Source organism: Streptomyces triculaminicus (assembly GCF_017349075.1).
Taxonomy (GTDB): Bacteria; Actinomycetota; Actinomycetes; order Streptomycetales; family Streptomycetaceae; genus Streptomyces; species Streptomyces triculaminicus.
This window is the reverse complement of the sequence record NZ_JAFMOF010000006.1, coordinates 90361-113811: the sequence shown is the minus strand read 5'-3', so window position 1 is coordinate 113811 and position 23451 is coordinate 90361. Positions and strand designations below refer to the sequence as shown.

Below are 23451 nucleotides of genomic sequence, written 5' to 3'. Positions count from 1 at the left end.
CCACGACCGGGCGGGTCCGGTCGATCGCACAAGGTGAATTTCGGCCTCAGGACAGTTTCGCTTCGGGGGCGAAGGCGGGCAGCTTCTCGAGACTGCTGCGCACGGCCTCGGCGCCGTACTCGAACATCTGCCGCTCGTAGTCGTCGACCGCGCTGAGCAGATCCTGGCGGCCTTCGTTGGCCTCGATCAGGCAGCGGCGCAGCAGGTCGGCATCGCGCAGCGCGGTGTTCGCGCCGTTGCCGCCGGTCGGGGAGGTGGCGTGGATCGCGTCGCCGAGCAGCGTGACCGGGCCGGACGCCCAGCGCTCACTGGGCTTGACCACCCGGATGGACAGCAGCGTGCTGTTGTCCGGGTCGGCCTGCTCGATCAGCGCGCGCAGCTGTGGGTGCCAACCTTCCGTCCTGGACAGCACGGCGTCCTGCGCGGTCAGGTCCCCCAGCGAGCCGTTCGGCGGCAGGATCATGGCCCAGCGCACGTAGTCGCCGATGTCGGGCAGCGTGACTTCGGGGGCCAGTTGCTCGGCGGCCTGCTTCGGCGGGGTACGGAAGCGCATCGCGCCGAGCAGCAGGCTGACGCCGTCGCCCGTGATCTTCGAGCCGTAGGCCTTGGACAGGCCGGCGAACTCGTCGGTCAGCGGGGTGCGGCCGATGACGAACCGGACGCCGGTGTCGGTCGGGGTGGTCTGTGGCGAGAGCACCGCGCGGACCGCGGAGGTGACGCCGTCCGCGCCGACGAGCAGGTCGGCGGTGGCCGGGTCGCGGCGGGCGAACCGGGCTTGGACCTTGCCGTCGGCCATCACGTCGTAGCCGGTCAGCGCGGCATCGGTGTGCACGGTCAGGCCCGTCAGCAACAGGTGTCGCAGCACCTGCCGGTCGATCACGATGCCGGTCCAGCCCGCGCCGAGCCTGCCGATCTCGTTCAGCTGCGGGTCCAGGATCAGCTGTTCGGCAGAGGCGTCCATGACGATCTCGCCCAGCAGCGGGTGCCAGCGCGTCGGCAGGCAGTCGCGCACCGCCTGGAAACCGGTCTGGCTCAGCACGAGCCGGTAGCCCTGGAACCGTGCGACGATCCCCGGGTCGCGCTCGAACACGTCGGCCTCGATCCCGGCACCACGCAGACCCTGCGCGAGAGCCAGACCTCCCAGACCGGCTCCGACAACGGAAACTCGCATCACACACCTCCGGACATCGATGCGAACTTAGTTCGTCCTTACGATCTAAGTTCTATTTAACGAACTTAGATCGTGTCAAGATATAGTGGTCGGCATGTCCGCCGACCCCCGCCAACGCCGCGCAGCTCGCCACGCCCAACCTGCAGCGGCGGTCGCCGCGTCGGCACCACGCAAGAAGCCGATCACCGTCGAACGGATCACCGACGCCGCCCTGGAAGTCGTCGCCACCGAGGGGTATGACGCGCTGACCATCCGCCGGGTCGCCGCCGTGCTCGGCACCGGTCCGTCGTCGCTGTACGCGCACATCGTCAACAAGGACGACATCGACGATCTGCTGATCGGCAGGCTCTACGCCGAGGTCGTGCTCCCCGAACCGGACCCGGCTGCCTGGCGCGAGCAGCTGCTCGCGGTGTACACACAGATCCGCGACCTGTATCTGAAATACCCCGGAGTCTCGCGCGCCGCGCTGGCCATGGCGTCGACCAACCTGGAAACGCTGCGGGTCGGCGAAGGAATCCTGGCGATCCTGCTCGCAGGCGGCATCGACCCGAGGACGGCCGGATGGGCCCGCGACGCGCTGTCCCTCTACGTCAGCGCCTATGCACTGGAGCAGTCGCTGGTCCAGCAACGGCGCCGGCACCAGGATCAGGAATGGGTGCTCAGCCAGGAGGAGTTGTTGGACCGCTTCACCGCACTGCCTGCCGAGAAATTCCCACAGACTCGACGCCATGCCGCCGAGCTGATCTCCGGCACCGGACACGACCGCTTCGAGTTCGCCCTCGGCCTGCTCATCAACAATCTGCGGCCCGCATCCGGTTGACCTGCCGTCTTCTATCCGCAACCACCCGGTCAGCCCGGTCTGCCGGTGCTCGCCGCCGACGGCTGAGCGGGCCGGACCGGCCCCACCCCGGCTGGGCCGCCGTACTCGAACCGGACGGGCAGCAGCTGACGGTGACCCGGCCCGGCGGCCTGCCGTGGTTCACCGGGCTGCTGCCCGTGCCCCGGGAATGGCGACGGGCCGCACGCAACCACGGTGCCGTTCTCCAGATCACCGGCCCCTTCGCCCACCCCGGCCGGTTCCGCGAACTGCTGCACGGTCACCCGAACCAAGCGGATCTCGATCGGCGGCACCGTGGTGATCACCACGGTCCACCAGAGCGAGTGCGTGATCTGGGGAAACGACCGAGAGCCGATCAGCTGTCAAAAAGTTTCACAGCAACACCGATTCCCCGTTCCGTTCCTACCGGGACCCATGTGCTCTACCGCATCGTCCACCAGGAACCGAACCTGTCCGCAGTGCCGACAGAGCTGCAAGACCTCGTAGCCCAGTGCCTGGCCAAGGACCCGGGACAGCGCCCGGCGCTGTCCACGGTCATCGACCTGTGCCGCGCCGCGGGCGACGACACCCAGCTGCGGCGTGGCGAGGGCTGGTTGCCGGCCGGGGTCGCGGCGGGCATCGCGCAGCGGCCACCGGCTTCCGGCCCGGCGCTCACGGCCCCGCTCACCGTGGTCGTGCCGCCGTCCCCGCCCGCCCCACCGCCCTCATACGTCCCGAAGCCGCCCTCGCACGCCCCGAAGCCGCCACGGAAACGCGCCATGCGCACCGTCCTGTTCACGGCCCTGGGCGCACTCGCCGTGACCGTCAGCGCCATGGCGGGGTACGCCCTGACGAACAGCGACACCAGCGGCAGCACGGCTCCCGACGACATGACGAGGATAAAGTCGCGGGTGGATTACCAGAAGATGACCCTGCCCGCCGGCAGCCACTTCGAGCTGGCCGACGGTGCGGCCGGACAAGCCAACTATGCCGCGTCCAAGGCGGCCTTGGTCGGCCTCGCCCGTTCGCCGGCGCGCGAACCAGGCTCGCGCGGCATCACGTTCAGCGTGGTCGCCCCGGGGTTCGTGGAGACCGACATGACCAAGAGGCTCGTGCCCGCCGTCCGCGACCGCACGCTGGGTCAGGTGCCGCCGGGCCGCCCGGCGCGGGCCGAGGAGGTCGCCGGCACGGTGCGCTTCCTGGCCTCCCCGGAGGCGTCGTACATCACCGGGGCCGTCGTCCCGGTCGACGGCGGGCTGGGCATGGGCCACTGAGCCCGTCCCCGGGACCGGCGGCTCAGGGATGCTCCAGGACGAGCACCGCCCGGGTGTCCGGGGCGAGGGCCTCGAAGACGTGCGGGAGGTCCGCCGGGTACGCCACGTAGTCGCCGGGCCGGAGCTCCACGGCCTCGCCGGTGACCCCGACGAGGGCCCGGCCGCTGGCAAGCAGGACGTGCTCCACGACTCCGGGCATGTGTGGGTCCGACGCCCGTACGGTGCCCGGCCCGGCGTCGATGCGGTAGACGTCGCGCCGGGCTCCGGGCGGGCTGGCCGCCAGCAGGGTGGCCCGGTAGTCGGATCCGGCCGCGGCGACGGCCGCGCCCTCGCCGGCTCTGATCACCTGGGTATGCGGGCGGGGCGGGTCGAGCAGCCGGGAGAACGGCACATCCAGGGTCACGCACAGGGCCCAAAGGGTCTCCAGGCTGGGATTGCCGTTGCCCGCCTCCAGGTGCGAGAGCGTCGACTTCGAGACGCCTGCCCGCCGTGCGACCTCGCTGAGCGAGAGTCCTGCCCGGGCGCGCTCGCGGCGCAGCGCGGTCGCGATCGACTCCAGCGGGACCTTCGCGGAAACCTGCTCTTGCTGCGCCACCGTTCGCTCCAATAGTCATATGTTCGGCTTGACGAACGCCTCGGATGCTGTTCATTCTACTCAACGTGCATTCGATATGGAGAACGCTGGACCGCGCACTGCTACGGGACATCTCCCTTGTCTGCGTCGCCGTCGGGGTCGTCGGCCTGTCGTACGGGGCGATCGCCGTCGCCTCGGGCTTCCCCCTGTGGTTCCCGGTTGTGCTGGGCCTGACCGTGCTCGCCGCCTCGTCGGAGTTCCTCTTCGTCGGCATCGTCGCCGCCGGCGGCAGCCCGGTCGCCGCCGTGCTCGCCGGTCTGCTGGTCAACGCCCGCCACCTGCCATTCGGTCTGGCGGCGCCCGACGTCCTCGGCCGCGGCTGGCACCGCCTGCTGGGCACCCACCTGATGAACGACGAGACCGTCGTCTTCGCCCTCGCCCAGGAGGGCATGCCCCGCAAGCGCGCCGCCTACTGGGCCTGCGGCCTGGGCATCCTGGTGTGCTGGCCGCTCGGGGCCTTCACCGGCGGCCTGATCGGCTCGGTCATGGACGACACGGACGCCCTCGGCCTCGATGCGATGTTCCCTGCCATCCTGCTGGCCCTGATCGTCCCGGCCTTCCGCGACCGGGACAGGCGCCGGGCGGGCCTCGCCGGCGCCGCCGTCGCGCTGGCCGCCACCCCCTTCCTGCCCACCGGACTGCCAGTCCTGCTCGCGCTGACCGGGCTGTCGGTCACCGCCGTACGGGAGAAGGCCCACCGATGAACGACCCCGTCGTCCTGATCACCGCGACACTGGTGCTCGCCGGAGGCACCTTCGCCTTCCGGCTCGCCGGCCCCTTCCTGCGCAGCAGGATTACCTTCCCTCCACGTGCCGAGCGGCTCATAGAGGTCTCCACAGTCGTCCTGCTCGCCTCGCTCGTGGCCACCACCGCACTCACCGAGGGCCACGGCCCCGCCGGCGTCGCCCGGCCGGCCGGAGTACTGGCTGCCGGGCTGCTCGCCTGGCGCAAGGTCCCCTTCCTCGGGGTGGTCCTGGCGGCTGCGGCGGTGACCGCGGTGCTACGCCTGCTCGGGATCCCGTAGGGCGTCCCCGCCGTCGGTGAGCAGGTCGACGGCGGGAACGGAATGGTGCGGCGCCGACAAGCACGCGCCGTCCAATGACATGAGCCAGGCGTAGGTGCGCTCGCACGTCTGACCGAAGAAGGCCTCTTGACGGCGAGCGGACTGCCCGAATCAGACCCCGTCGTACGACGGGGGCCCGCAGTCGACAGCCCTGTCCACGCCGGGTTGGCGCCCCTGTCACTCAACGTACCTGAGGATTTCAGTCGCGGATGACACCGGTAGTACATGCTGGCCAGTGCCTCTTACGAACTCCTTCAGTGGTAGTTGGCACCGAATGTCGCTGGAGGATGGCACTTGCACACACTTTCAGCATTGCTGGCACCCCTGCCAGCCCACTGCTCGGCTCGCGTGCGTGGTGCTCGGCCCGCTCCGATCGGACACCTACGGCGGCTGGAAGGACTTCGCTCGTCTGCACGAGGAAGATCACCGGGCTGCCAGTCCTGCGCGACTGACCACTTTATGCCGTCAGTGGTCGATCGCCCCGACGACCAGCTCACAGACGACGCCCTATCGACGCCGCCTGTGAACTTGCCATATCCTGTCATGTTCGCAGGGAGTTAAAACGGGATCGAATACGATTAATGACACGGAGCACTAGGCGGGTGGTGATTGTCGAGCAGAGGCCGGCGAAGAAGACGCAGGCTCCCGTTTGTGCCCCCTCCCCGCGATAGAAACCGAAGTAGAGTACTCCGATACTGAACCCGGCGGAGAGGAGGCCGAAGAAGCTTGCGAAGAGACAAGTAATCGCATCATCACGTGTCTCCAGCCAAAAGAGCCGGTCCAAGCGCGGCCTGCGGACACGAATCGGAGGATTGTCCATCTGATACTCCTGAGTTCACCGTCGGCCCAGGCTGGTTGCCAAGACCGCTTGCAACCGATGAACCCACTACGGTTGGTTTTTGCACTCCGCCTTGCCTTGAAGCGACCGCAGGAAAACACTGGTCACCTGCGGAAACCGAGATTGAGAAAACTCTACGGACGGTTTACGGTCCGTACCCATCGATCGGAGAGACACCCGTGCCACAGGACACAACTGCAACCTATGCGGCGACGTTGCGCTCGCTGCACGAGGCTGCGGGATCTCCTAGCGGCGCCGTGATCAAGTCGCAGGCTGCCGCGCAGAAGCCTCCCTTGAAGGTCATCGAGTCATCGTGGAGTGACTGGATCAGCGGGAAGAATGTGCCGTCAAGCCCTGCGGTTGCAAGGTTTGTGATTGCCTATCTGTCGGGCCGCGCTAAGAAAGTCACCCCGAGCTATATTGGCCCGCCCGAAAGCTGGTGGGAAGAAATGAGGCAACGCGCCTTAAGGGAAAGGAGGATCGGCGCTGGTCGCGGTGGCCGTCCACGTAAGGCAGGTCCGCGGTTTTCCGCGGCAGCGGACCGTCGTCGAGTTGGAGTTATTCCAGGTGTTGCGGATTGTTACCAGGACAGAACTTTCTCTGAACTTGTAGACTCGAAAGTTGCCAACGCCCGTTGTTGGATATTCACAGGGACAGGAGGTGTCGGGAAGACACAGCTTGCGGCTTCCTATGCCCGATCTGCCTGGGAAGAGGGCGTGCAGGTGCTGGTATGGGCAGCAGCTTCATCGAGGCGTGCCATCCTGCACGCGTATGGACAGGCTGCTGGCCAACTGGGCCTTTCTGATCAGGGGGACGTTGCAGAGGCGGCTGAAGCTTTCCTGGTCTGGGCTGATCAGACCGAGACGCGATGGCTAGTGGTCCTAGACGACATTCAGGACCCTTCGGATGTGAGGTCACTGTGGCCGCCGGATTCTGAATATGGTCAAGTCATAGCCACGACTCGCCGTCGGGATGCGGCTCTGCAACGTCAGGGGCGGCAGGTTATTCAAGTTGATCAATTCTCGGATTCGGAATCTTTGGCTTTCCTTCGGGGAAAACTAGGCCCGCTTGCTGCAGATGTCGACCAGGCGACTGCGCTTGCCGATGATCTGGGGCATCTTCCAATTGCGCTGGCGCAAGCGGCTGCTTTCATGCTCGACCGGAAAATGCCCTGCGCTCAGTATCGGCAATTGCTGAATGAACGACTGCTAGAAGAAGCGGTTCCGGAATCGGACGGTCTGCCCGACGATCACCAGTTAATCGTAGCTGCAATTTGGAATATCTCGATCGATCAAGCCGACGAGGCTCGACCGGTTAAGGTGGCCCGCTCGTTGTTGAATTTTTTGTCTCTCTTGGATTCAAATGGCATTCCTGCGCTGATTGTTGATAGTGTGCCTACTCGACAAGGCGTCGCCATGTGCATGCTTGGGCAGGATGAACGACAGGAAGCTTATTCGACCGCTGAGGCTTTGACCAGTGATCAAATCATTGAAGCTCTGTGGCTGTTGCACCGTTTCCACCTGATTAATTACGACCCGGACGCCACCCCTCGGGAAGTTTTGGTTCATCCGCTCATCCAGCGCGCCGCCCGTGAATCTTCCGCCTGTGGTGCATCCACTCGCAAGTTGCTCGGATCTGCCGCCGCGAAGTCCATTATCGCGAAATGGCCCCATGAGGAAAAAAGTGAGCTAAGTCAAGTTCTGCGGACCAGTACGGCTGCGCTCTGGAAGCATGCAGGAGTTGCAGCCTGGGATGAAGAAGGTGGCGTGAAGGCATGGAGGGAAGATGATGTCGCGGATTTTATCAAGGATATAAGCCGTCAGCTCGGGGTTACGGTTCGACGAAAGGGGGATTTTGTGAGCGAACGCCTAGGTGATGGGTGTGGGTCATTCACGATTTGGAATGGTGGCGGATTCTATAATGAGGCCTTCAGGTGCGGTGAGACTAATTCGAGAGGCGTCACGTTTTACTGCTCAGCTAAATGCTTCTATTCAATGTGAAGGCTGCTGTGACTTAGTGCGGTGCTGTTGAAGGCTGTCGGCGTTCGTTGACCCTGGGCGTCAGTGAGGGGGCACCTTACGCAAGTTTCACGCTTGTTGGTACCTCTTTGATCGAATCTCTCCGCACCTTCTGCGAACCCTGCCTGCTGGCCCTATGAAGCAGACCAGTGCGGAAGAGGCCGTCGACGCACGGGCTCTTGAGGGACAAGTGTCTGGCCCGATTTGGTCGGACGCGTGCGGCTGGCAGGATCTGGCCCTCCTCTGCGGAGACGAGGATCTCGCGGTCGGCCGGGCGATGCTGAGCCTTGGTCGTGGCTGGTCAGCCCGGTGGAGGGCGACGTGGAAGGTCGGCAAGGTGATGCGGGCCGGCCCGGTCGCGGGTTTGAACACGGTGCCGTTGACCGGCTGCGTTCCCTGGCGGGGCTTCACCTGGCGCCGAGGGCAGTTCCACCGCCCGGGTCTGGAGTTGGTGTTGTCGACCGGGCGGCAGCATGCTTTCGAGTCTCATCGCGAGGACCAGTTCGTCGTGATGGCGGATTTCGCGGGTGAGGCGGAAGAAATGCTGTCGCAGCCTTTTCTGCTGGAGTTTGAAGGAGAGGGAGGCTGGCGTGAGCACATTCCCGATTTCCTTCTGATTTCCGGGCGAGGCCGGTGGCTTGTGGATGTCCGGCCCGCAGGCCGGATGGATGATGACGACCTGATGAAGTTCGCGGCCTCGTCCGAGGTCGCACTCGCGTTGGGGTGGGGCTACGCCGTGGTCACGGGCTGGAGAACGCTGACCTGGAGGAACGTCGATCTGCTCTACTCACGGCGCCGTCCGATGCAGGACCGGCTGGGCCTGAAGCCGAGGCTGCTGCAGACGGCCCGGGCCGCTCAGGCACTGTCGCAGCCGCTCACATTCCGTGCCTTGGCGGACACCTGCGAGTTTCCGGCCCTGGCCCGACCGGTGATCTTGCATCTGCTCTGGCATCGGCAGTTGAGCGTCGACCTGGCGGCTCCGTTCGGCGACGGCAGCGTCGTCCGCGTCGCGAGGGAGGCCGTTCGATGAGCGGGCAGGCGGCTGGGCTGCTGGAACTGGCCGCCGGCGAGAGCCTGATCCTGGACGACGAGGAATGGCGGGTGGATCTCGTCGAACCGCAGTACGGACGGGTGCTGTTGTCCTCGGGCACGGGCACGCGGCAGACCGTGTCTTTCCGCATGCTGGCCCATCATCCCCGCTGCCGGCGTTCGACGGTGGCGACCGTGTCGGGACGTCATCTGCAGCCGAGGACCGAGGGCGACCTCACTGATCACCAACGGACGTTGCTGCGGATCAGGCGGGGTCACCTACTGGAAGTCGAGACGGGATTCCGCGGCGGTGATCCGCTGCACCCCGGTCCCGGTGAGCCGCGGCCTGAGTACGACCCGGACTGCACCACCGTGACCCAGCGGCGCCGGGCGAAGGTCGCCGAGCTGCGGGCGCTTGATCCTGAACACGCGAAGGTGCTCGGCCTGTCGAAGGTGAGCTACCGGACGCTGACCCGGTGGGAGTCCAAACGGCGGGCCGACGCCATGATGGGATGCGCCGACGACCGCTGGACTCCCGCTTCGCGCGGACACCCGAGCATCACGGAAGAGGTCCGCAAGGCGATCCTCGCCGTCCGGCAGGAAACCCTGCACCGGTCGAAGATCAACATGAGGGCCCGGGTCGGGCTCATCCATCAGTACGTGCTGGAGACCTACGGTGAGAAGGCCGTCGAGAAGATCCCCAGCTACGGCACCCTGCGGGTGGTCTGGCAGGAATGGTTCGGCATGGGGCGGGCTCGTCAGCGTTACGCCCGATCCGCGCTGCTGGAGACTACGGGCGAGCACGTGATCGTCGAACGGCCTGGTCAGGTCGTTGCCCTGGACACCACGGTGTTGCCGGTGATGCTTCGGGAGACGGTCTTCGATGACCCGGTCACCGTCTATCTCACGCTGGCCATGGATGTTTACACGCACTCGATGGTCGGGTTCCGCCTGACGCTGGTGTCGGACACGTCGACCGACGTCGCGATGCTGCTGCGGGACGTCACGATGCCGCTGCCGATGCGGGACGATTGGGGCGAGGAGATGGAATGGCCCTATCCGGGCGTCCCCGCAGCCCTGGTCGCGGAGTTCGCCGGTCACGAGGTGGCCGCGCTGCCGTTCTTCGCGCCGGAAACGGTCACGACGGATCACGGCAGTGTCTACCGCAACCATCACCTTGTTCAGGCCCAGCACGTTCTGGGAGTGAGGGTGCTGCCGGCGCGGGTTCTGCGGCCGACCGACAAGCAGGCGGTCGAACGGGCCTTCGGGTCCGCACGCTCGATGCTGTTCGAGTACCTGCCCGGCTACACCGGTGTTGACGCGCGTCCGACCGCGGCGCCGACGTCGAGGGCGACGCGGTCGTCACGGTCGCGGAGATGGAGCATCTGCTGGCGACCTGGATCGTCCGCATCTGGCAGAACCGGCGCATGGGCGAGTACGCCCCCTGCTGGGACCCGGTCGGCGATCACAGCCCGAACACGCTGTTCGCCGCCTCGATGGCCCAGGGCGGCTGGGCTCTGGAGATTCCCTCGCCGAGCCTCTACTACCAGCTGCTGCCCCGGCACCAGGTCATCATCCAGGGCAAGAAGGGGGTGAAGATCCGCGGACTTTGGTATGACGGCCGGGCCCTGGACCCCTACCGGGACGAGGAGGGATCCGGTCGCGGCGGGCGGCACAAGGATCGCTGGACAGTGCACCGCGACCCTCGCGACGCACGGTTCGCGTTCTTCCAGGACCCGCGCACGCACGACTGGCACGAGCTGAGGTGGACGGGCATGCCGCCAGCGGGGGAGATCCCCGCGTTCACCGACGCACGAGTACGCGAACTGCTGGCCGCGGCGAAACAGGCCGGCCTCAAGCCCCGCACGGACAGTGACCTGCTACCCCTGCTACTGGAGTTGATCGCTGCCCACGTCAAGGCCGAGCAGTGGCCGGGACAGCTGACCAAGGCCCAGCGCCGTGAACGGGCCCGTGAGGTCGCCCAGGTGAAGGCGGCAGCGGCCGATCGGCCCGCCCCGGGCACAGCCGGCGCCGCCATCGGCAGCAGGCCCATCAGGCCGGTCCCAGTGGACGAGGCGGTGGACGCCGAACGCCGCAGCCGTCGCGAGGCCGCCGTCGTTCAGCCCCCACGGGCTCCCCGCCGGCTGGGAGAGGGATCCCGCCGCAGGGCGAACGCTTTGCTGGCCACGGACGAACCGGGCGACACGGACGCGGATTTGGTACGGGACGACGAGACAGGACAAGGAGAAGGACAGTGAGCAACGAGGCCGGATCCGCTGCCCAGAGGTTCATCCTGCCGGGTGAAGTCCCGGACCGGGAGACGGCCGAGGGCTGGACGACCTGGAGGGAGACACGGCACGAGTTCGTCCCCGCACCCCGTATTTCCCGCGCCGCCTATGACAGCCAGTCCAAGCATGACAAGGCCATCCACGACCTTCACCGGCGGGCCACCCACGCCAACCTGCCGCTGCTGGACACCCCGATGAGCCAGGTCGTCTCTGAGCTGATGAGGAACCGGCTGCTGAGCAACTCGATGAAGCGGAAGCCGACCACGCGGCCCGGCCTCATGATCAACGGAGGCGGCAACCAGGGCAAGACGGAAACCGCTGCCGAAGCAGCGGCCGCGTTCGAGGACCTCTGGCTGGGGCTCGAGGAGTTCGTGGACGTCCCCGAACTGCCCGACGCTCGTGACCTTCGGGCCACTGTCGCCTACGTCCAGACACCTGTCACCGCGACACCGAAGTCGACCTGCCAGGCCATTTTGGACTTCTTCGGCACCAGCGACCCCAACCTGACCTTGACCCAACTCGTCAGACAGGTCCGTGCATCACTGCGTGACCATCGCACCCGCGTGCTGATCCTCGACGACATCACCCGTCTGCGCATGCACCGCAAGGACGACCAGGACACCCTCGACCTGATCAGGGCCTTGATGAGCATGCGCGTCACTCTGGTCCTGATCGGTGTCGGCATCCCCGACTCCGGCCTGCTCAGCGGGGGCTGGCAGGACCCCGAGACCGGCCAGTGGGAGTTTCCCGAGCCGGGGCGTGAGGACTTCAAGGACGAGGCTTCCACCCAGACCGCCAGGCGGTTCGACCTTGTCGACCTGCGGCCTTTCAGCTATGACACGGCCGATGACATCGCCGCCTTCGTCGACCACCTCGCTGGCCTGGAGGACGAGCTCAGGCTGTTCAATGCCCGCGAGGGCATGCTGACAGGCGGCGACATGCCCGAGTACATCTACCGCCGCACCGGCGGCGTCGTCGGCCTGATCGAGCGGCTGATCGAGGACGGCGCCTCGCTGGCCATGGACACGGGCATCGAGGAGATCACCGAAGAACTGCTGGACAGAGTGATCATCCGCACCCAGCACCCCAAGCGCGACCGGGCCGCCGGGGAAGAGGGCGAGGTCCCGCCGGCTCTCCCGTCGAAGAAGGCGGTCCAGGGCCGCAGGCCCCGCAACACCGTCTTCGACGACAAGGGCGTCCCCCTGATCGCGGGCCGGAGGTGAGCCGGCCTTGCCCCCGTTGCGGCCCCTCGCGCGAAGTCTTCCGCCGCTGCAGGACGAGTCCCTGCCCGGGTTCCTCCTCCGGCTGGCCTTCCGGCTGGACACCTCGCCAGTCGAACTGGCCGTCCGCACCGGGCTGGCCGACCGTCCGGACCAGGCGGCCCTGCCGATGCCGCATCTCATCGGCCTGCCCGCCGAGAGGAGGCAGCACTTCGCCACGATGATCAAGGCCACGGACTCCGAGGTCACCGCCATGCTGCTGGACAACCACGGCAGCCGCTTCCCGCCCGCGCAACCCTCCACGACCGGCCGCAACGGCGCGAACCAGCAGCACCGCTGGCTGTTCCTGCACTCCACCCGTTACTGCCCCCAGTGCCTGGCTCGCCAGGACACCCCAGTGGAGCGGGCTTTCGGGGGAGCATGGAAGATCTCCTGGCGCCTGCCGCCCGTCTTCGCCTGCTTGGAACACGGACGCTTCCTGGAACACGTCTGTCCCGCCTGCAAATCGCTGGTCCTCCACACCGCGACACGCCACGGAGGCAAACGACTTCCACGCTGGCGGGAAGGCAATCTGCATCCCTCGCAATGCCGGGCCTTCATCGATGGACCATGCGGGCACCGCCTGGATGAAAACTCCACTCCCGCCCACAGGCTTCCGCCCAAATACCGGAAGTTCCAGAAATGCCTGTTGGAAATCCTCGACCCGCACGGTCCTGAGACGGTCAGGGCCATCGGCCACGAGACAAGCCCGGCCCACTACTTCAACGACCTCAGGTCGGCTTGCCACCTTCTGCGGACATCCTGGCCGAATTCCCGACACCTGCTGAACGATCCAGAACTCATTGCCTCCCTGGAGGCAGGGGTCGTCGACAGTGCAGGGAACATCTCCCAATCAAAGTTCGTCCGCACGCTCAGCGACACACCCCAGCTGGCGGCACGACCACATGCAGCCCTTCTCCTGGCCGCGGACCGCCTGCTCAGGTCAGCCCACCCGGACGCCTTCGCGAGCCAGCTGAGAATTCTGACGACTGCTGACTGCCGCCCATCCAAGGTCGGGTGGGTCCGGGCCTTTCTCGACAACCGGCCCGAGTGCTCAGAAGGATTCCTCCACGCGGTCTCATCAGTAATCCAGACCTATGCCGGGGGCAACCTCGCAAGGAACCTGAAAGAACCGGTCCGGGCAACACGTTTCCGCCCCGAGCACATCCCGCAATTCCTTGAAGAGGATTGGTATCAACGATACTTCGCCCACATGGAAGGGATCGCAACCGTCCACCTGAGACGCACCGTCGCCTTGAGGCTCAGCCAGACAGCTTCCGGAGGATCGATCCAGAAAGCGGCAGACCGAATGGGCCTCTATCTCGGCGACCCCGCTATCGCAGCCAGGATCGCCGACAGCCCCAAACGAGTTCACCGATGGGCCCGAAACCGCCCGAACCCTCTCGAATTCGAGGCCGCTATTCGCGATCTTGCAGCCGAACTCGACGCCAGAGAAGACCTCATCGACTACGAAGGGCGACGGAAGGTCCTGGCGAACTGGTGCATCGGCCCCCAGCCATGGCAAGAGATCAAGGCCCGAATCGCCGTTCCAGGCGGGGGATACGCCCCAGGAGGGGGCTTCCCCAAAGACCTCAGCGACCGAAAGAGAAACATCGGATCCGTCATCCTCTGGGCTCTCGTGACCCAGAGCGAGCACTTCTTCGCACCGACCCCCATCTGCGATCAACAAGACCCGCAGACCCAGAAGAAATGGCGGATGAGCGTCGACGCGGTCTGGGCCCGCATGCGACACCGCACTACAAGGCCCACCGACAACATGCTGATCACAGCGCTCCACGAGTACGCTGCCTACCTGATCCCCATCATCGACCGCGGCGAGACCCCGTCCAACGACGCCAGCCCCTGGACCTGATGCACGCAGGGCCTCGCCCCGGGGCACTGAAGCGGTGCCAGTTCCCGCTAAAAAGTGCCAACTCTCGCTGAAATTCTCAGTACCGGACAGTCGGACTTTCTCCCCTGCCTCGGACGTCCCGCACGACGGACACGTCGGTCGGGGCTCACAGGAGCGCCCAGAGCCATGCTCCGCGAGCATGGAAGGCGTCGAAGTCGATGGATTCGAGCTCGTCCAGGACACCGAAACAGGCCGCCGCCTGGAGGGGATGGGCGGCCATGATGCCCATCTCGGGCAGAGGGTCCGTGTCGATCGCCTCCAGGCCGGGGCTGTCGAGTCCGGTAACGAGCGCATCACAGGCGGCATCGACGACGTCGCTCGCACGGACCTCTCCCATGTTCCAGAGGGCGGCGTGGTCCTGGAGATCACATGCTGCTGATTCGGCCGGAGTCACCTGTTTGGGCATGGCCTCACTGCCGCGTGGCCGCGCGCATCAGGGCGGTCAGCAGCTGGTAGCGGGTGATGACCGGGCCAGTGCCGATCATGGCGTAATCGAGATGGATGTCCGACTCGTCTTCTGTGTAGATGGTGGGTGTGGTCAGTCGTTCGTGGAGGGCCTGCCACATCGCGGCTCGGATGAAATGGCCGTGCCACGGGCGTTCCCAGGGCTGAGGTGGGTTGTCCTCGTCGTCATCCGGCTTACCTTCGATGAGGGCATGTGCCGCACTTCTGTCCTTTTCCTCTGCCGCGGCGAGACGCGACAGCAGATCGCCCTGAGTGGCCTGTGGGGTGTTTCGAGCGGCCAACGCCTCACGGGCCAGGGCGTTGCCGTCGAGGCCGGTGTGCCGCAGAGCGAGTTCAAGGGCGTAGCGGCGCATTTCGGTCAGGTAGTGGGGGCCGAGGTCGGCCAGGTACTGGGAGAAAGGGTGCTCGCTGAGGAGGGGTGAGTTTTCCCAGCCTTGGCTGAGCACAGCCTGCTTCACAGGCTGGATGGGGACGAGCTGGTGGGTTCCCGTACGCCAGTCGGTGTCCAGCACGGCGCCGGTTGCCCTGGCTACGGCTGTGATTCCGGCGGCCCATCGCGAGGGCGGGCCGGCTGTGAAGTCCAGTCCGTCGAGGTAGGGATCCCACGCGGTGGGCTGTGCGCCTGCTCGGTCGTCGGGGGAGAACATGTCGAAGCTGGACTGGACGAGACCGTTCTCGGCGAGGCTGAGCCGGCAGTGTGCGTTGATGTTCCAGAACACGCTTGACGTGCGGCCGAGCCGGGACAGCGGGCGCAGCACCTCTTCGCGTGTCCCCTGATAGTTGTTGTCCTCGAGGACGACGACCGCGTCTCCGGCCCGGGATACGAAGACGCACGGATGGTCCGCGTCGAACGCTCCGACATCGGCGCCTGAGAGGGTGACGGGGCGCGCCTGGGCGAGATCGCCGCCGAAGGCCCGGATCACGTCGGCAGGGTCCGCGCCGGTCACGGCTGTCACGCACATCGCCTCGCTCGAAGCCAGCCAGCGGACGGCTTCAGCGCAGCGGTCATCGTCATCAGTTCCCGGTAAGGTCATGGGCCCACTATGGATGCTGCCACTGACATCGCCCTGGCCACAGGCTCCACCCGCCACTCGGCCATCCGGTGAGCTGCCGGCGATGCACCATGCCGGAAGGTGGGAGCAGCAATGGCACCTGACGGCCTGCCATCGCGTCCCGTTTCGTACCGTCTGGAACGTGAAGAGCGAGACCCGGCTGAAACGCGATCCGCGCGCCCAAGCCCGCCGTCCTCCCCCCCGGCCACCAGCTCGCTCGTCGCTCCGCGTCCCCTCACCCACCCGCTCCGGCCACTCATGAGCAGGAACGCGCCACCGACGCGGCCGGTTCCGGACGGTTCGGGCGGTCCTTGTACGGGCCCACGACATGTGACGGCATCACTGACGCAAGTCCCCTCCGTCTCTTTCGTAAGATTCGTAAGAGGGGCGATACGGCCGCACTTGTGGCCCACAATGCCGTCATGGCAGACGAGTTACGCTCCCACAACGTCATGCGGGGCACGGCGGAGTACGTGCTGCAGATCGGGTACGTCCACGGAGACGTCACGGTGCATCTGCCGCCCGCGGCCGATCCCGTGGAACGCGCCGCGTGGGCCTTGGCGCGCAGCATCCGCACGCAGTGGTCGGCGGAGCTGAACGCCTGGGACCTGGCCTCGGCCGAGCCTCTGGCGGTGCGCTGGCGGGCGGACTGGCCCGAGTTACGGGGCGGCGGCGGGCCCGGCGGGCAGATGGCGAGGATGGCGGACGTCTTCCTCGGGCTGGGGCACCGTCGACTGGTGGTGCTGGGCGGTCCGGGCGCGGGCAAGTCGACGCTGGCGGTGCTGCTGACCCTGGAGCTGGCGGAACGCTGTCTGACGGCGCGGCACGCTCCGCGCGACGGAGGAGGCGGCGAGGTGCGGCCGCCCGTGCCCGTCGTGCTGACGCTGGAGTCCTGGGATCCGTCGCGGGAGCACTTTCGCGGCTGGCTGGCGCGGCGGATAGCCGAGGACCATCCGGGCCTGCCGCGCGTCGACGGCGACCACCCCGCGGCGCGGCTGGTCCAGGACGGGCTGGTCCTCCCCGTGCTCGACGGGCTCGACGAGCTTCCCGCGCACCGGCGTTCCCTGGTGGTCCGTGAGATCGACCGGGCCCTGGGTGAGAAGGACGCGGTCGTCCTCACGTCCCGCACGCGGGAGTACCGCGCGGGAGAGGAGGCGGGGGCCGCCATCGCACGGGCCGCGGTGATCGAGGCCCAGCCGGTCGGCCTGGAGGACGCGACCGCCTATCTGCTGCGGTCGGCGGCGCCACAGGTACGCCGTAGCTGGAAGCTGATGCTCGACGCCGTGGACCGGGAGCCCGAGGGGCCCGTGGCGCAGGCCCTGACCAGTCCGCTGATGATCTGGCTGGCCCGCCGGGGCTTCCAGGCACCGCCCGCCGACCCGCTGGACCTGGTGCGCCGACCGTTCCCCTCGCGGGAGGCGGTCGAGAGGTATCTGCTCGACCTGATCATTCCGGCGGTGTTCACCCGGCAGCCCCACTCCCCGGACCGGTTGCACGCGCCGAGCCAGTGGAACCCGGGGCGCTCGCGGCACTGGCTCGCCCATCTCGCCCGCCACCTCACCGGCCGCCGCACCACGGAGTTCGCCTGGTGGGACCTGCACCGCACCGCCCTGGTGCGCGTCATGCTGCTGCCCGCGCTGGCCCTGGTGTGCCTCGCCCTGTCCCAGGTCGCCGCGGTCGCCCGCGACTGGTTCGTCTCCTCGCAGGCAGGGGATCCCATGGCCGGCTGGGGGCTGGAGCTGGCGCTGACCAACGGCCTGGTCCACGCCATGGCCGTCTGGATCGCCGTGGACATGTGGTTCGGGTTCCGGCTGGGGCGACCCCGCCGACGCGCCAATCCGTTCCGCATCGGCGCCGCCCTGCGCTCGGCGGGCCGGGCCGCATCCCTCGGGCGGGGTCTGAAGGCGTCGGCGGTGGTCGCTCTGCCCGCCGGGCTGTTCACCGCCATGGTCGTGGGGGCGCACGACGCCCGCCCGTACGTGGTGATGGTCGTCTGCAGCACCGTGCTGGCCCCGCTGGTCATGGTGACGATCGCCGCCCCCTCGGACACCGAGGACGCGAGCACGCCCGACGAGGTGCTGGGCAGCGAGCGCACGGCCGCCTGGCTCTCCGTGGGCACCGTGGCCGTGCTGATCGGCGTCGGGCAGGGGGCGTTCGGCTGGTACGTCTACGAAACCGTCGGCGCGGCCCTGGCGCGGGGCGTCACCGCCTGGTTCGGGGCTGCCGCGATGCTCCTGCTGATGAGTCTGTGGAGCCGTTGGCTGCTGGCCAAGGGGTGTCTGGCGATCGCGGGGCGGGTGCCCTGGTCGCTGATGGAGTTCCTGCGCGACGCGCATCACGGCGGGTTGTTGCAGCGCAGCGGCGGCGTCTACCGGTTCCGTCATCTGCGGCTCCAGGAGCACCTGGCCGACACCGAGCGGGGCGACGCCCCTGCGGCCCTGCCGTATCCAAGGGATGCCCGGCCCTCTCCGTACCTCCGGCCTCCCGAGTCCGCCGCGGCTTCCGCGCCCCTTCCCCGGTTCCGTGACGCGCTGGCCGAATTCGAGAGGTCCCCCCTGGGGTCGCTCAAGGGCTGGACCGTCCACCACGACACGCACGGATTCAGTGCCGAGGGCAGGAGTCGCCGGCTCTCCCTCGCCCACTGGCCGGTGATTCTCTTCCTCGCGGTCATGGTCTTCATCCGTTCGGGCGTGCAGGGCAACTGGCTGGTGGCCGCCGGAGCGTCCCTGGCCATGTGCGGCTTCGGGGTGCTGATCATGCTGGTCCACTGGCTCCTGCCGCCCCAGGCGCAGGCGCTGCGCCTGACCCCGGCGCACATCGAGTTCAGGATGGGGCGCCACCGCGGCCGGCTGGCCTGGGCGGACGTGCAATCCGTCGCCGTACGCAAACTCATCCACCGCAAGCGGGACACCAAGGTCTACGCCCTGCACGTGCTGCCCCGGCCCGGCGCGCCCGCGCCCGCGCGGTACTTCCGCGGCGGCGACGGGTGGTTCTTCGTCCTCCCCCTGTCAACGAGGGCCACCGTCCCGGTGGACGTCGCCGCAGCCCTGCGGAACTTCGCCGGGTCCCGCTGGCAGGAGCCCCCGGACTTCCGCGTGCCGCACGCCGGCCAGGGCACCGTCCATATCCACAACGAGGTCTCGGGACAGGCGCGTACGGAGGGAGTGATCCAGGCGGGGCACGTGCACGGCGACGTCACGTTCGGGCGGCCGGGCGGCCCGCACGGCACGGGACCGGACGCCGGCCAGGACGTCCGGGCCGGTCAGGAGCCGCCGTGGCGGCCGCCGGAGGGGCGACAGCCGTGAACGCATTGAGTCGGGCCGGCTGGTCCAGGGCTTCTCCACCGGCGGCGAGTACGCCGGGGCCACCACGTACATCGCCGAATACGCGCCCGACAAGCGCCGCGGTTTCCTCGGCAGTTGGCTCGACTTCGGCACCTTCGTTGGCTACGTGCTCGGTTCGGGTCCGGTCACGGTGCTCACCGCGGCCCTGGGCACCGACGGCATGACGGACTGGGGATGGCCGCCTGCCGTTCCCCGTGGCAGGCCTTCTCACTCTTCGGCGGCACGACCCCGCCGGCCGTCTCGGCGCTGCTCGAGGCGACGCACGACGAGATGATCCCCGCGTACTACCTGATGGCCGCCGGCGTGATCGGGGTCGTCTCCGCCTTCTTCCTCCACGAGACGGCGGGCAAGCCCCTGCGCGGCTCGGGCCCGATGGGGGAGACCTCGGAGCAGGCCCGGCGCCTGGTCGCCCGCAGCCGGAGGGAAGCGGGCCGCCGTGCGCGGGCCATCTGGACGCACCTGCGACACCCGGGGCACCGGCACCACGACAAGTCGTAGGCCCGCCCCGTGCGGGAGCCGAGGGAGGGAACACGCGCCGCCGGGGCACCGATTTCTGTTGTGGCCCGGCGTGGCGCAGGATGGGAGCCATGACCGAGATCCACACCCCCCGCCTCCTCCTGCGCCGCTGGCACGACGACGACCTCGCCCCCCTGGCGGACATCAACGCGGACCCGCGGGTCATGCAGTGGATCGGCGACGGCTCGACCCTCGACCTGGACCAGACGGCCGAGGCCATCGAGCGGTGGGAGGAGGAGTGGGACGACGAGGGCTTCGGCATCTTCGCCGTCGAGCTCCTCGCCTCGGGAGAGCTGGCCGGCCTCGTGGGGCTGACCGTTCCCACGTACCTGCCCGAGGTGCTGCCCGCCGTGGAGATCCGCTGGCGGCTCGGCCAGTCGTTCTGGGGCCAGGGCTACGCCTCCGAAGCCGCCCAGGCCACGCTGGAGTTCGCACTCCAGGACCGCGGGCTCGACCGCGTCATCGCCATCGACCGGATGGGCAACGATGCCTCCGCGAACGTGATCCGCAAGCTCGGCATGGAACCCGAGCGCGAGACGACCCACCCCGAGTACGGCTTTGCGCTACAGGTCCACGCCATCGACCTGACGGAGTACGTCTGAGCCGACCGGCCCCACCTCGCGCATCCGGACACGCACCACCGGGCAGGGATCCATTGCCGCAGGCGGCGGAGCGTACCGATGAGCGTCACCGCGCCGGCACGGCGGCGGGACGAGAGGAACCGGGGTGGAAAAGGACCGACACGCACAGGCGATGACGGGCACCGGCGCCGAGGCGGTGCGGCACTACGAGAACGCGCTGGAGTGTCTGCTGTACTTCCGCGAAGAGGTGAACGCGGAAGCGGAGGCGGCCGTCGCCGCCTCCCCCCGCTCCGTCATGGGAAACGTCTTCACGGCGTATCTGGGCCTGCTGGGCACGGAGGAGAAGGACGCGGCCGGGGCCCGGAGGCGGTTCGGGGAATTCCGCCGGAGCGTGCACATGCCGGTGGTCACGCCCCGGGAGCGGATGCACATCGAGGCCGCCTCCGCCTGGCTGCACGGCGACATCCACGGCGCCGGTCGTCTGCTCGGCGAGATCAGCGTGTCGTATCCGCGCGACGCGCTCGCCCTGGCGGTGGGGCACCAGATCGATTTCTTCACCGGCAACGCCGTGCTGCTGCGCGACCGCGTCGGCGGGGCGCTGTCCGCCTGGGACATGGACGATCCGCACTACGGCTTCCTGCTCGGCATGTACGGGTTCGGCCTGGAGGAAGCGGGCCACTACCGCCAGTCGGAGCAGGTGGCCCTGGAGGCGGTGGAACGCGATCCCCGCGACGTATGGGGCATTCACGCGGTCGTGCACGCCTACGAGATGCAGGGGCGGTTCGCCGACGGCATCCGCTACCTGGACGACCGCGCGGGCGACTGGGCGGACGGCAACTACCTCAACGTCCACAACTGGTGGCACTACGCCCTCTACGCCCTGGAGGCGGGACGCACCGACCGGGTGCTCGACGTCTACGACGCCGGCCTGCACCACGAGGGCTCGGCCGGCGTCGCGATGGAACTGCTGGACGCGGCCTCGCTGCTGTGGCGGCTGTACCTGGCCGGCGCCGACACCGGCGACCGCTGGTTCACCCTGGCCGACGCCTGGGCGAACCGGAAGGACGGCCCCTACTACGCTTTCAACGACGTCCACGCCGTCATGGCCTACGTCGGAGCGGACCGCATCTCCGACGCCGACGCTCTCATCCGCGACCGCGAGGCCTGGGTCCACACCCCGGATCCGCGGGTGTCCAACGCCTCGATGACCTCCGAGGTCGGGCTGCCGGTGTGCCGGGCGCTCGTCGCGTACGGGCGGCGACGGTACGACGAGGCGGTCGACCTGCTGCTCCCGCTCCGCCGCCGTCTGCATGCGTTCGGCGGCAGCCATGCCCAACGGGACGCCGTACAGAAGACCTTGGTGGAGGCGGCGCTCCACGCGGGGCGCCGGGACCTGGCGCGCACGCTGCTGAGCGAGCGGATCAACCTGCGCCCGCTGTGCCCGTACAACTGGGGCGCCCAGGCTCGGCTCGCGGATCAGCTCGGCGACCCGGACCGGGCGGCCGCCGGCCGCCGCCGCGCCGCCGAGCAGAGGGCGGCGCCGCCCACTCCCCGGTGAATCGCACGGTGGGACGTCCGGTCCGACCGGCCGGTGACCACGGATCGACGGGACCGTGGCCGGCAGCGGCAGCGGCAGGAGCCGGGTGACGGCGTGCCGTTCCCGCCGGTGGGCGTGACGGCGAGCGGAGTTCCGTAGGGGTCGGTGATCTGTCGGCGGTATGTCGGTGGAGGCTGCGACCTTGGGGGAGTGCTGTTCGTGAGCACGCCGCACCCGAGCGCGAGGAGCCTGTCATCGTGTCTTCCGTATCCCGGCGCCGGACGTGGAACGTTCACCGGCTGCCGCCCGCCGAGGGGAGGATCTTCCTGATCACCGGGGGTAACGCCGGGATCGGCTACTTCGCGGCGGAGCAGCTCGCCGCCACCGGCGCCGTCGTCGTACTCGGCAGCCGGGACGCCGCGAAGGCCGACGCCGCCATGGCTTCGATCCGCTCCCACGTCGCGGGCGCGAACGTACGGCACCTTCAACTGGACCTCGCCGACCTGTCGTCCCTGAAGACCGCCGTGGACAGTCTGGATCTCGATCACCTCGACGCGGTGGTCTACAACGCGGGGGTCGCGCTCGACGACCCGCCGCGTCGAGAGACCGAGGACGGCCACGAGCTGATGTTCGGCACCAACCATCTCGGCCACTTCGCGCTCACCCAGTGGCCGGCCCCCTTGCTGTCCGCGGCGCCGGCGGGCCGCATCGTGACGGTGGGAAGCTTCGCGGCGCGGTCCGAGCGACTGGACCTGGGTGATCTGCAATCGGCCCGGGACTACCGGCCCAAGCGCACCTACGGCCGATCGAAGCTGGCGCAGATGTGCTTCGGCTTCGAACTCGATCGCCGCCTGCGCGGCGTCGGCAGCACGGTGCTCAGTGTGGTGGCCCACCCCGGCGGCGCACTGGACTCCCTCACCCCGTCCCGCCCGCCGGTACACGTGACAACCCCCGGCGAGCGGCTGCGCGGCCTGCCCACCGGGCTTCTGGTGCAGGGCAAGGACGCCGGAGCATGGCCCGCCGTCCGTGCCGTCCTCGACCCGGAAGTACGAGGAGGGCAGCTGTGGGGGCCGAGGGTCTTCGGCCTGCGTGGCACACCACGGTGTGAGACCGTCCCCTCCCATATGACCGACCCGGCAGTCGCCGCTCGCCTGTGGGCCGCCAGCGGTGAGCTGGCCGACACCGATCCGCACCTCGGTTTCCGGTAGGCGCGCAGCCGCGCCGGGGGGCGGCAATCCGGTGGCCGGCCGCGTCGGCTGCTTCGGGCGGTGACCGGGTCGGCGTGGGCGAAGGTGCGCAGGCCGACTTCGTGCCCTGCGGCAGTCTGTGCCCGGACCAGCTCGGGGTGTTCGGCCACGTGCCGGCCGATGACGAGGAACGTCGCCGGTACCTGCTCGGCGGCGAGCAGCTGGAGGACCTGTGGGGTCAAGGTGGGGTCCGGCCCGTCGTCGAAGGTGAACGCCACCGTGCCCGGGCGCACGTCCAGACCGATCGGGGTGCTGCTTCGGGTGTCGACGACGGGTCCGCCGCCTGAGACGGAATGCGGCACGAGGCCGTCCGGCTCCCGGACTTGGGTGGTGCCGGGTTCTCCGACGCCGCGCAGGATCGAGGTCGCCAGGCACCAGGCCGCCAGGAACATCGTGAGGACACCGG

Annotated in this window: 18 protein-coding genes and 3 pseudogenes; 15 read left to right on the top strand and 6 right to left on the bottom strand. The window is 68.3% G+C overall.

Annotation, left to right across the window (positions count from 1 at the left end; genetic code table 11):
* Nucleotides 1-46: 46 nt before the first annotated feature.
* The gene (locus tag J1792_RS31850) at nucleotides 47-1171 is read right to left on the bottom strand and encodes an FAD-dependent oxidoreductase (protein WP_207248754.1); all 1125 of its coding nucleotides are present in this window, start codon (nucleotides 1169-1171) and stop codon (nucleotides 47-49) included.
* Between the two features lie 94 nt (nucleotides 1172-1265).
* On the opposite strand from J1792_RS31850, the gene J1792_RS31845 reads away from it, so the two are divergent.
* Entirely contained in the window at nucleotides 1266-1991 is a 726-nt protein-coding gene (locus tag J1792_RS31845) for a TetR/AcrR family transcriptional regulator (protein WP_207248753.1), read from the top strand.
* A gap of 29 nt (nucleotides 1992-2020) precedes the next feature.
* On the opposite strand, the gene J1792_RS31840 is transcribed toward J1792_RS31845, so the two are convergent.
* Nucleotides 2021-2314, bottom strand: coding sequence for a hypothetical protein (locus J1792_RS31840; RefSeq protein ID WP_143587684.1), 294 nt, complete (start codon nucleotides 2312-2314; stop codon nucleotides 2021-2023).
* Nucleotides 2315-2953: 639 nt separating this feature from the next.
* Here J1792_RS31840 and J1792_RS34805 point away from each other — a divergent pair.
* Nucleotides 2954-3262, top strand: a pseudogene (locus J1792_RS34805) (SDR family oxidoreductase); the annotation flags it as partial.
* A gap of 22 nt (nucleotides 3263-3284) precedes the next feature.
* Here the strand turns inward: J1792_RS34805 and J1792_RS31830 are convergent.
* Nucleotides 3285-3857 (bottom strand): helix-turn-helix domain-containing protein, encoded by a 573-nt coding sequence (locus tag J1792_RS31830; protein WP_086570787.1) that lies wholly within the window; start codon nucleotides 3855-3857, stop codon nucleotides 3285-3287.
* A 65-nt stretch (nucleotides 3858-3922) separates the two neighbouring features.
* On the opposite strand from J1792_RS31830, the gene J1792_RS31825 reads away from it, so the two are divergent.
* The 8 genes from J1792_RS31825 (at nucleotide 3923) to J1792_RS31795 (ending at nucleotide 14264) form a co-directional block, all read left to right on the top strand.
* Nucleotides 3923-4600 (top strand): AzlC family ABC transporter permease, encoded by a 678-nt coding sequence (locus J1792_RS31825; protein ID WP_086570821.1) that lies wholly within the window; start codon nucleotides 3923-3925, stop codon nucleotides 4598-4600.
* Nucleotides 4597-4920, top strand: a complete 324-nt coding sequence (locus J1792_RS31820; RefSeq protein WP_086570788.1) for an AzlD domain-containing protein — start codon at nucleotides 4597-4599, stop codon at nucleotides 4918-4920. The genes J1792_RS31825 and J1792_RS31820 overlap by 4 nt, the downstream gene beginning before the upstream one ends.
* A 1056-nt stretch (nucleotides 4921-5976) precedes the next feature.
* Nucleotides 5977-7797 carry an NB-ARC domain-containing protein gene (locus J1792_RS31815; protein ID WP_143587685.1) on the top strand — a complete coding sequence of 607 codons (1821 nt, stop codon included), beginning with the start codon at nucleotides 5977-5979 and terminating at the stop codon, nucleotides 7795-7797.
* 154 nt (nucleotides 7798-7951) lie between these two features.
* The gene (locus J1792_RS31810; protein WP_242646968.1) at nucleotides 7952-8845 is read left to right on the top strand and encodes a TnsA-like heteromeric transposase endonuclease subunit; all 894 of its coding nucleotides are present in this window, start codon (nucleotides 7952-7954) and stop codon (nucleotides 8843-8845) included.
* Complete coding sequence (locus J1792_RS31805; protein ID WP_307843142.1) at nucleotides 8842-10440, top strand: hypothetical protein; 1599 nt, start codon at nucleotides 8842-8844, stop codon at nucleotides 10438-10440. The genes J1792_RS31810 and J1792_RS31805 overlap by 4 nt, the downstream gene beginning before the upstream one ends.
* Nucleotides 10341-11102 (top strand): hypothetical protein, encoded by a 762-nt coding sequence (locus J1792_RS35575; protein WP_307843141.1) that lies wholly within the window; start codon nucleotides 10341-10343, stop codon nucleotides 11100-11102. The genes J1792_RS31805 and J1792_RS35575 overlap by 100 nt, the downstream gene beginning before the upstream one ends.
* Nucleotides 11099-12355 (top strand): ATP-binding protein, encoded by a 1257-nt coding sequence (locus tag J1792_RS31800; protein WP_086570796.1) that lies wholly within the window; start codon nucleotides 11099-11101, stop codon nucleotides 12353-12355. Before J1792_RS35575 ends, J1792_RS31800 begins: the two co-directional genes overlap by 4 nt.
* Before the next feature lie 7 nt (nucleotides 12356-12362).
* Entirely contained in the window at nucleotides 12363-14264 is a 1902-nt protein-coding gene (locus tag J1792_RS31795; RefSeq protein WP_086570798.1) for a TniQ family protein, read from the top strand.
* Nucleotides 14265-14409: 145 nt separating this feature from the next.
* On the opposite strand, the gene J1792_RS31790 is transcribed toward J1792_RS31795, so the two are convergent.
* A complete protein-coding gene (locus J1792_RS31790; RefSeq protein WP_086570799.1) occupies nucleotides 14410-14709 on the bottom strand; it encodes a hypothetical protein in 300 nt (99 codons plus the stop codon).
* 4 nt (nucleotides 14710-14713) lie between these two features.
* Nucleotides 14714-15802, bottom strand: a complete 1089-nt coding sequence (locus J1792_RS31785; protein ID WP_207248751.1) for a DUF6461 domain-containing protein — start codon at nucleotides 15800-15802, stop codon at nucleotides 14714-14716.
* Between the two features lie 440 nt (nucleotides 15803-16242).
* On the opposite strand from J1792_RS31785, the gene J1792_RS31780 reads away from it, so the two are divergent.
* The 5 genes and pseudogenes from J1792_RS31780 to J1792_RS31760 all read left to right on the top strand — a co-directional run bounded on the left by J1792_RS31780 (nucleotide 16243) and on the right by J1792_RS31760 (nucleotide 23006).
* A complete protein-coding gene (locus J1792_RS31780; RefSeq protein ID WP_207248750.1) occupies nucleotides 16243-19125 on the top strand; it encodes an NACHT domain-containing protein in 2883 nt (960 codons plus the stop codon).
* Between the two features lie 16 nt (nucleotides 19126-19141).
* Nucleotides 19142-19662: pseudogene (locus tag J1792_RS31775) on the top strand (MFS transporter); the annotation flags it as partial.
* An 89-nt stretch (nucleotides 19663-19751) separates the two neighbouring features.
* Complete coding sequence (locus J1792_RS31770; RefSeq protein ID WP_086570805.1) at nucleotides 19752-20282, top strand: GNAT family N-acetyltransferase; 531 nt, start codon at nucleotides 19752-19754, stop codon at nucleotides 20280-20282.
* Between the two features lie 124 nt (nucleotides 20283-20406).
* The gene (locus tag J1792_RS31765; protein WP_086570807.1) at nucleotides 20407-21819 is read left to right on the top strand and encodes a tetratricopeptide repeat protein; all 1413 of its coding nucleotides are present in this window, start codon (nucleotides 20407-20409) and stop codon (nucleotides 21817-21819) included.
* A 236-nt stretch (nucleotides 21820-22055) separates the two neighbouring features.
* Nucleotides 22056-23006: an SDR family NAD(P)-dependent oxidoreductase gene (locus tag J1792_RS31760; RefSeq protein WP_086570808.1), complete on the top strand. Its 951-nt coding sequence runs from the start codon at nucleotides 22056-22058 to the stop codon at nucleotides 23004-23006.
* Between the two features lie 119 nt (nucleotides 23007-23125).
* On the opposite strand, the pseudogene J1792_RS36020 reads toward J1792_RS31760, so the two are convergent.
* Nucleotides 23126-23437, bottom strand: a pseudogene (locus J1792_RS36020) (polysaccharide deacetylase family protein); the annotation flags it as partial.
* Between the last annotated feature and the right edge of the window lie 14 nt (nucleotides 23438-23451).

Coding starts and splice junctions, on each gene's coding strand:
- J1792_RS31850 (WP_207248754.1), bottom strand. CDS start 1,171: ATGCGAGTTTCCGTTGTCGGAGCCGGTCTGGGAGGTCTGGCTCTCGCG.
- J1792_RS31845 (WP_207248753.1), top strand. CDS start 1,266: ATGTCCGCCGACCCCCGCCAACGCCGCGCAGCTCGCCACGCCCAACCT.
- J1792_RS31820 (WP_086570788.1), top strand. CDS start 4,597: ATGAACGACCCCGTCGTCCTGATCACCGCGACACTGGTGCTCGCCGGA.
- J1792_RS31810 (WP_242646968.1), top strand. CDS start 7,952: ATGAAGCAGACCAGTGCGGAAGAGGCCGTCGACGCACGGGCTCTTGAG.
- J1792_RS31805 (WP_307843142.1), top strand. CDS start 8,842: ATGAGCGGGCAGGCGGCTGGGCTGCTGGAACTGGCCGCCGGCGAGAGC.
- J1792_RS35575 (WP_307843141.1), top strand. CDS start 10,341: ATGGCCCAGGGCGGCTGGGCTCTGGAGATTCCCTCGCCGAGCCTCTAC.
- J1792_RS31790 (WP_086570799.1), bottom strand. CDS start 14,709: ATGCCCAAACAGGTGACTCCGGCCGAATCAGCAGCATGTGATCTCCAG.
- J1792_RS31785 (WP_207248751.1), bottom strand. CDS start 15,802: ATGACCTTACCGGGAACTGATGACGATGACCGCTGCGCTGAAGCCGTC.
- J1792_RS31780 (WP_207248750.1), top strand. CDS start 16,243: ATGGCAGACGAGTTACGCTCCCACAACGTCATGCGGGGCACGGCGGAG.
- J1792_RS31770 (WP_086570805.1), top strand. CDS start 19,752: ATGACCGAGATCCACACCCCCCGCCTCCTCCTGCGCCGCTGGCACGAC.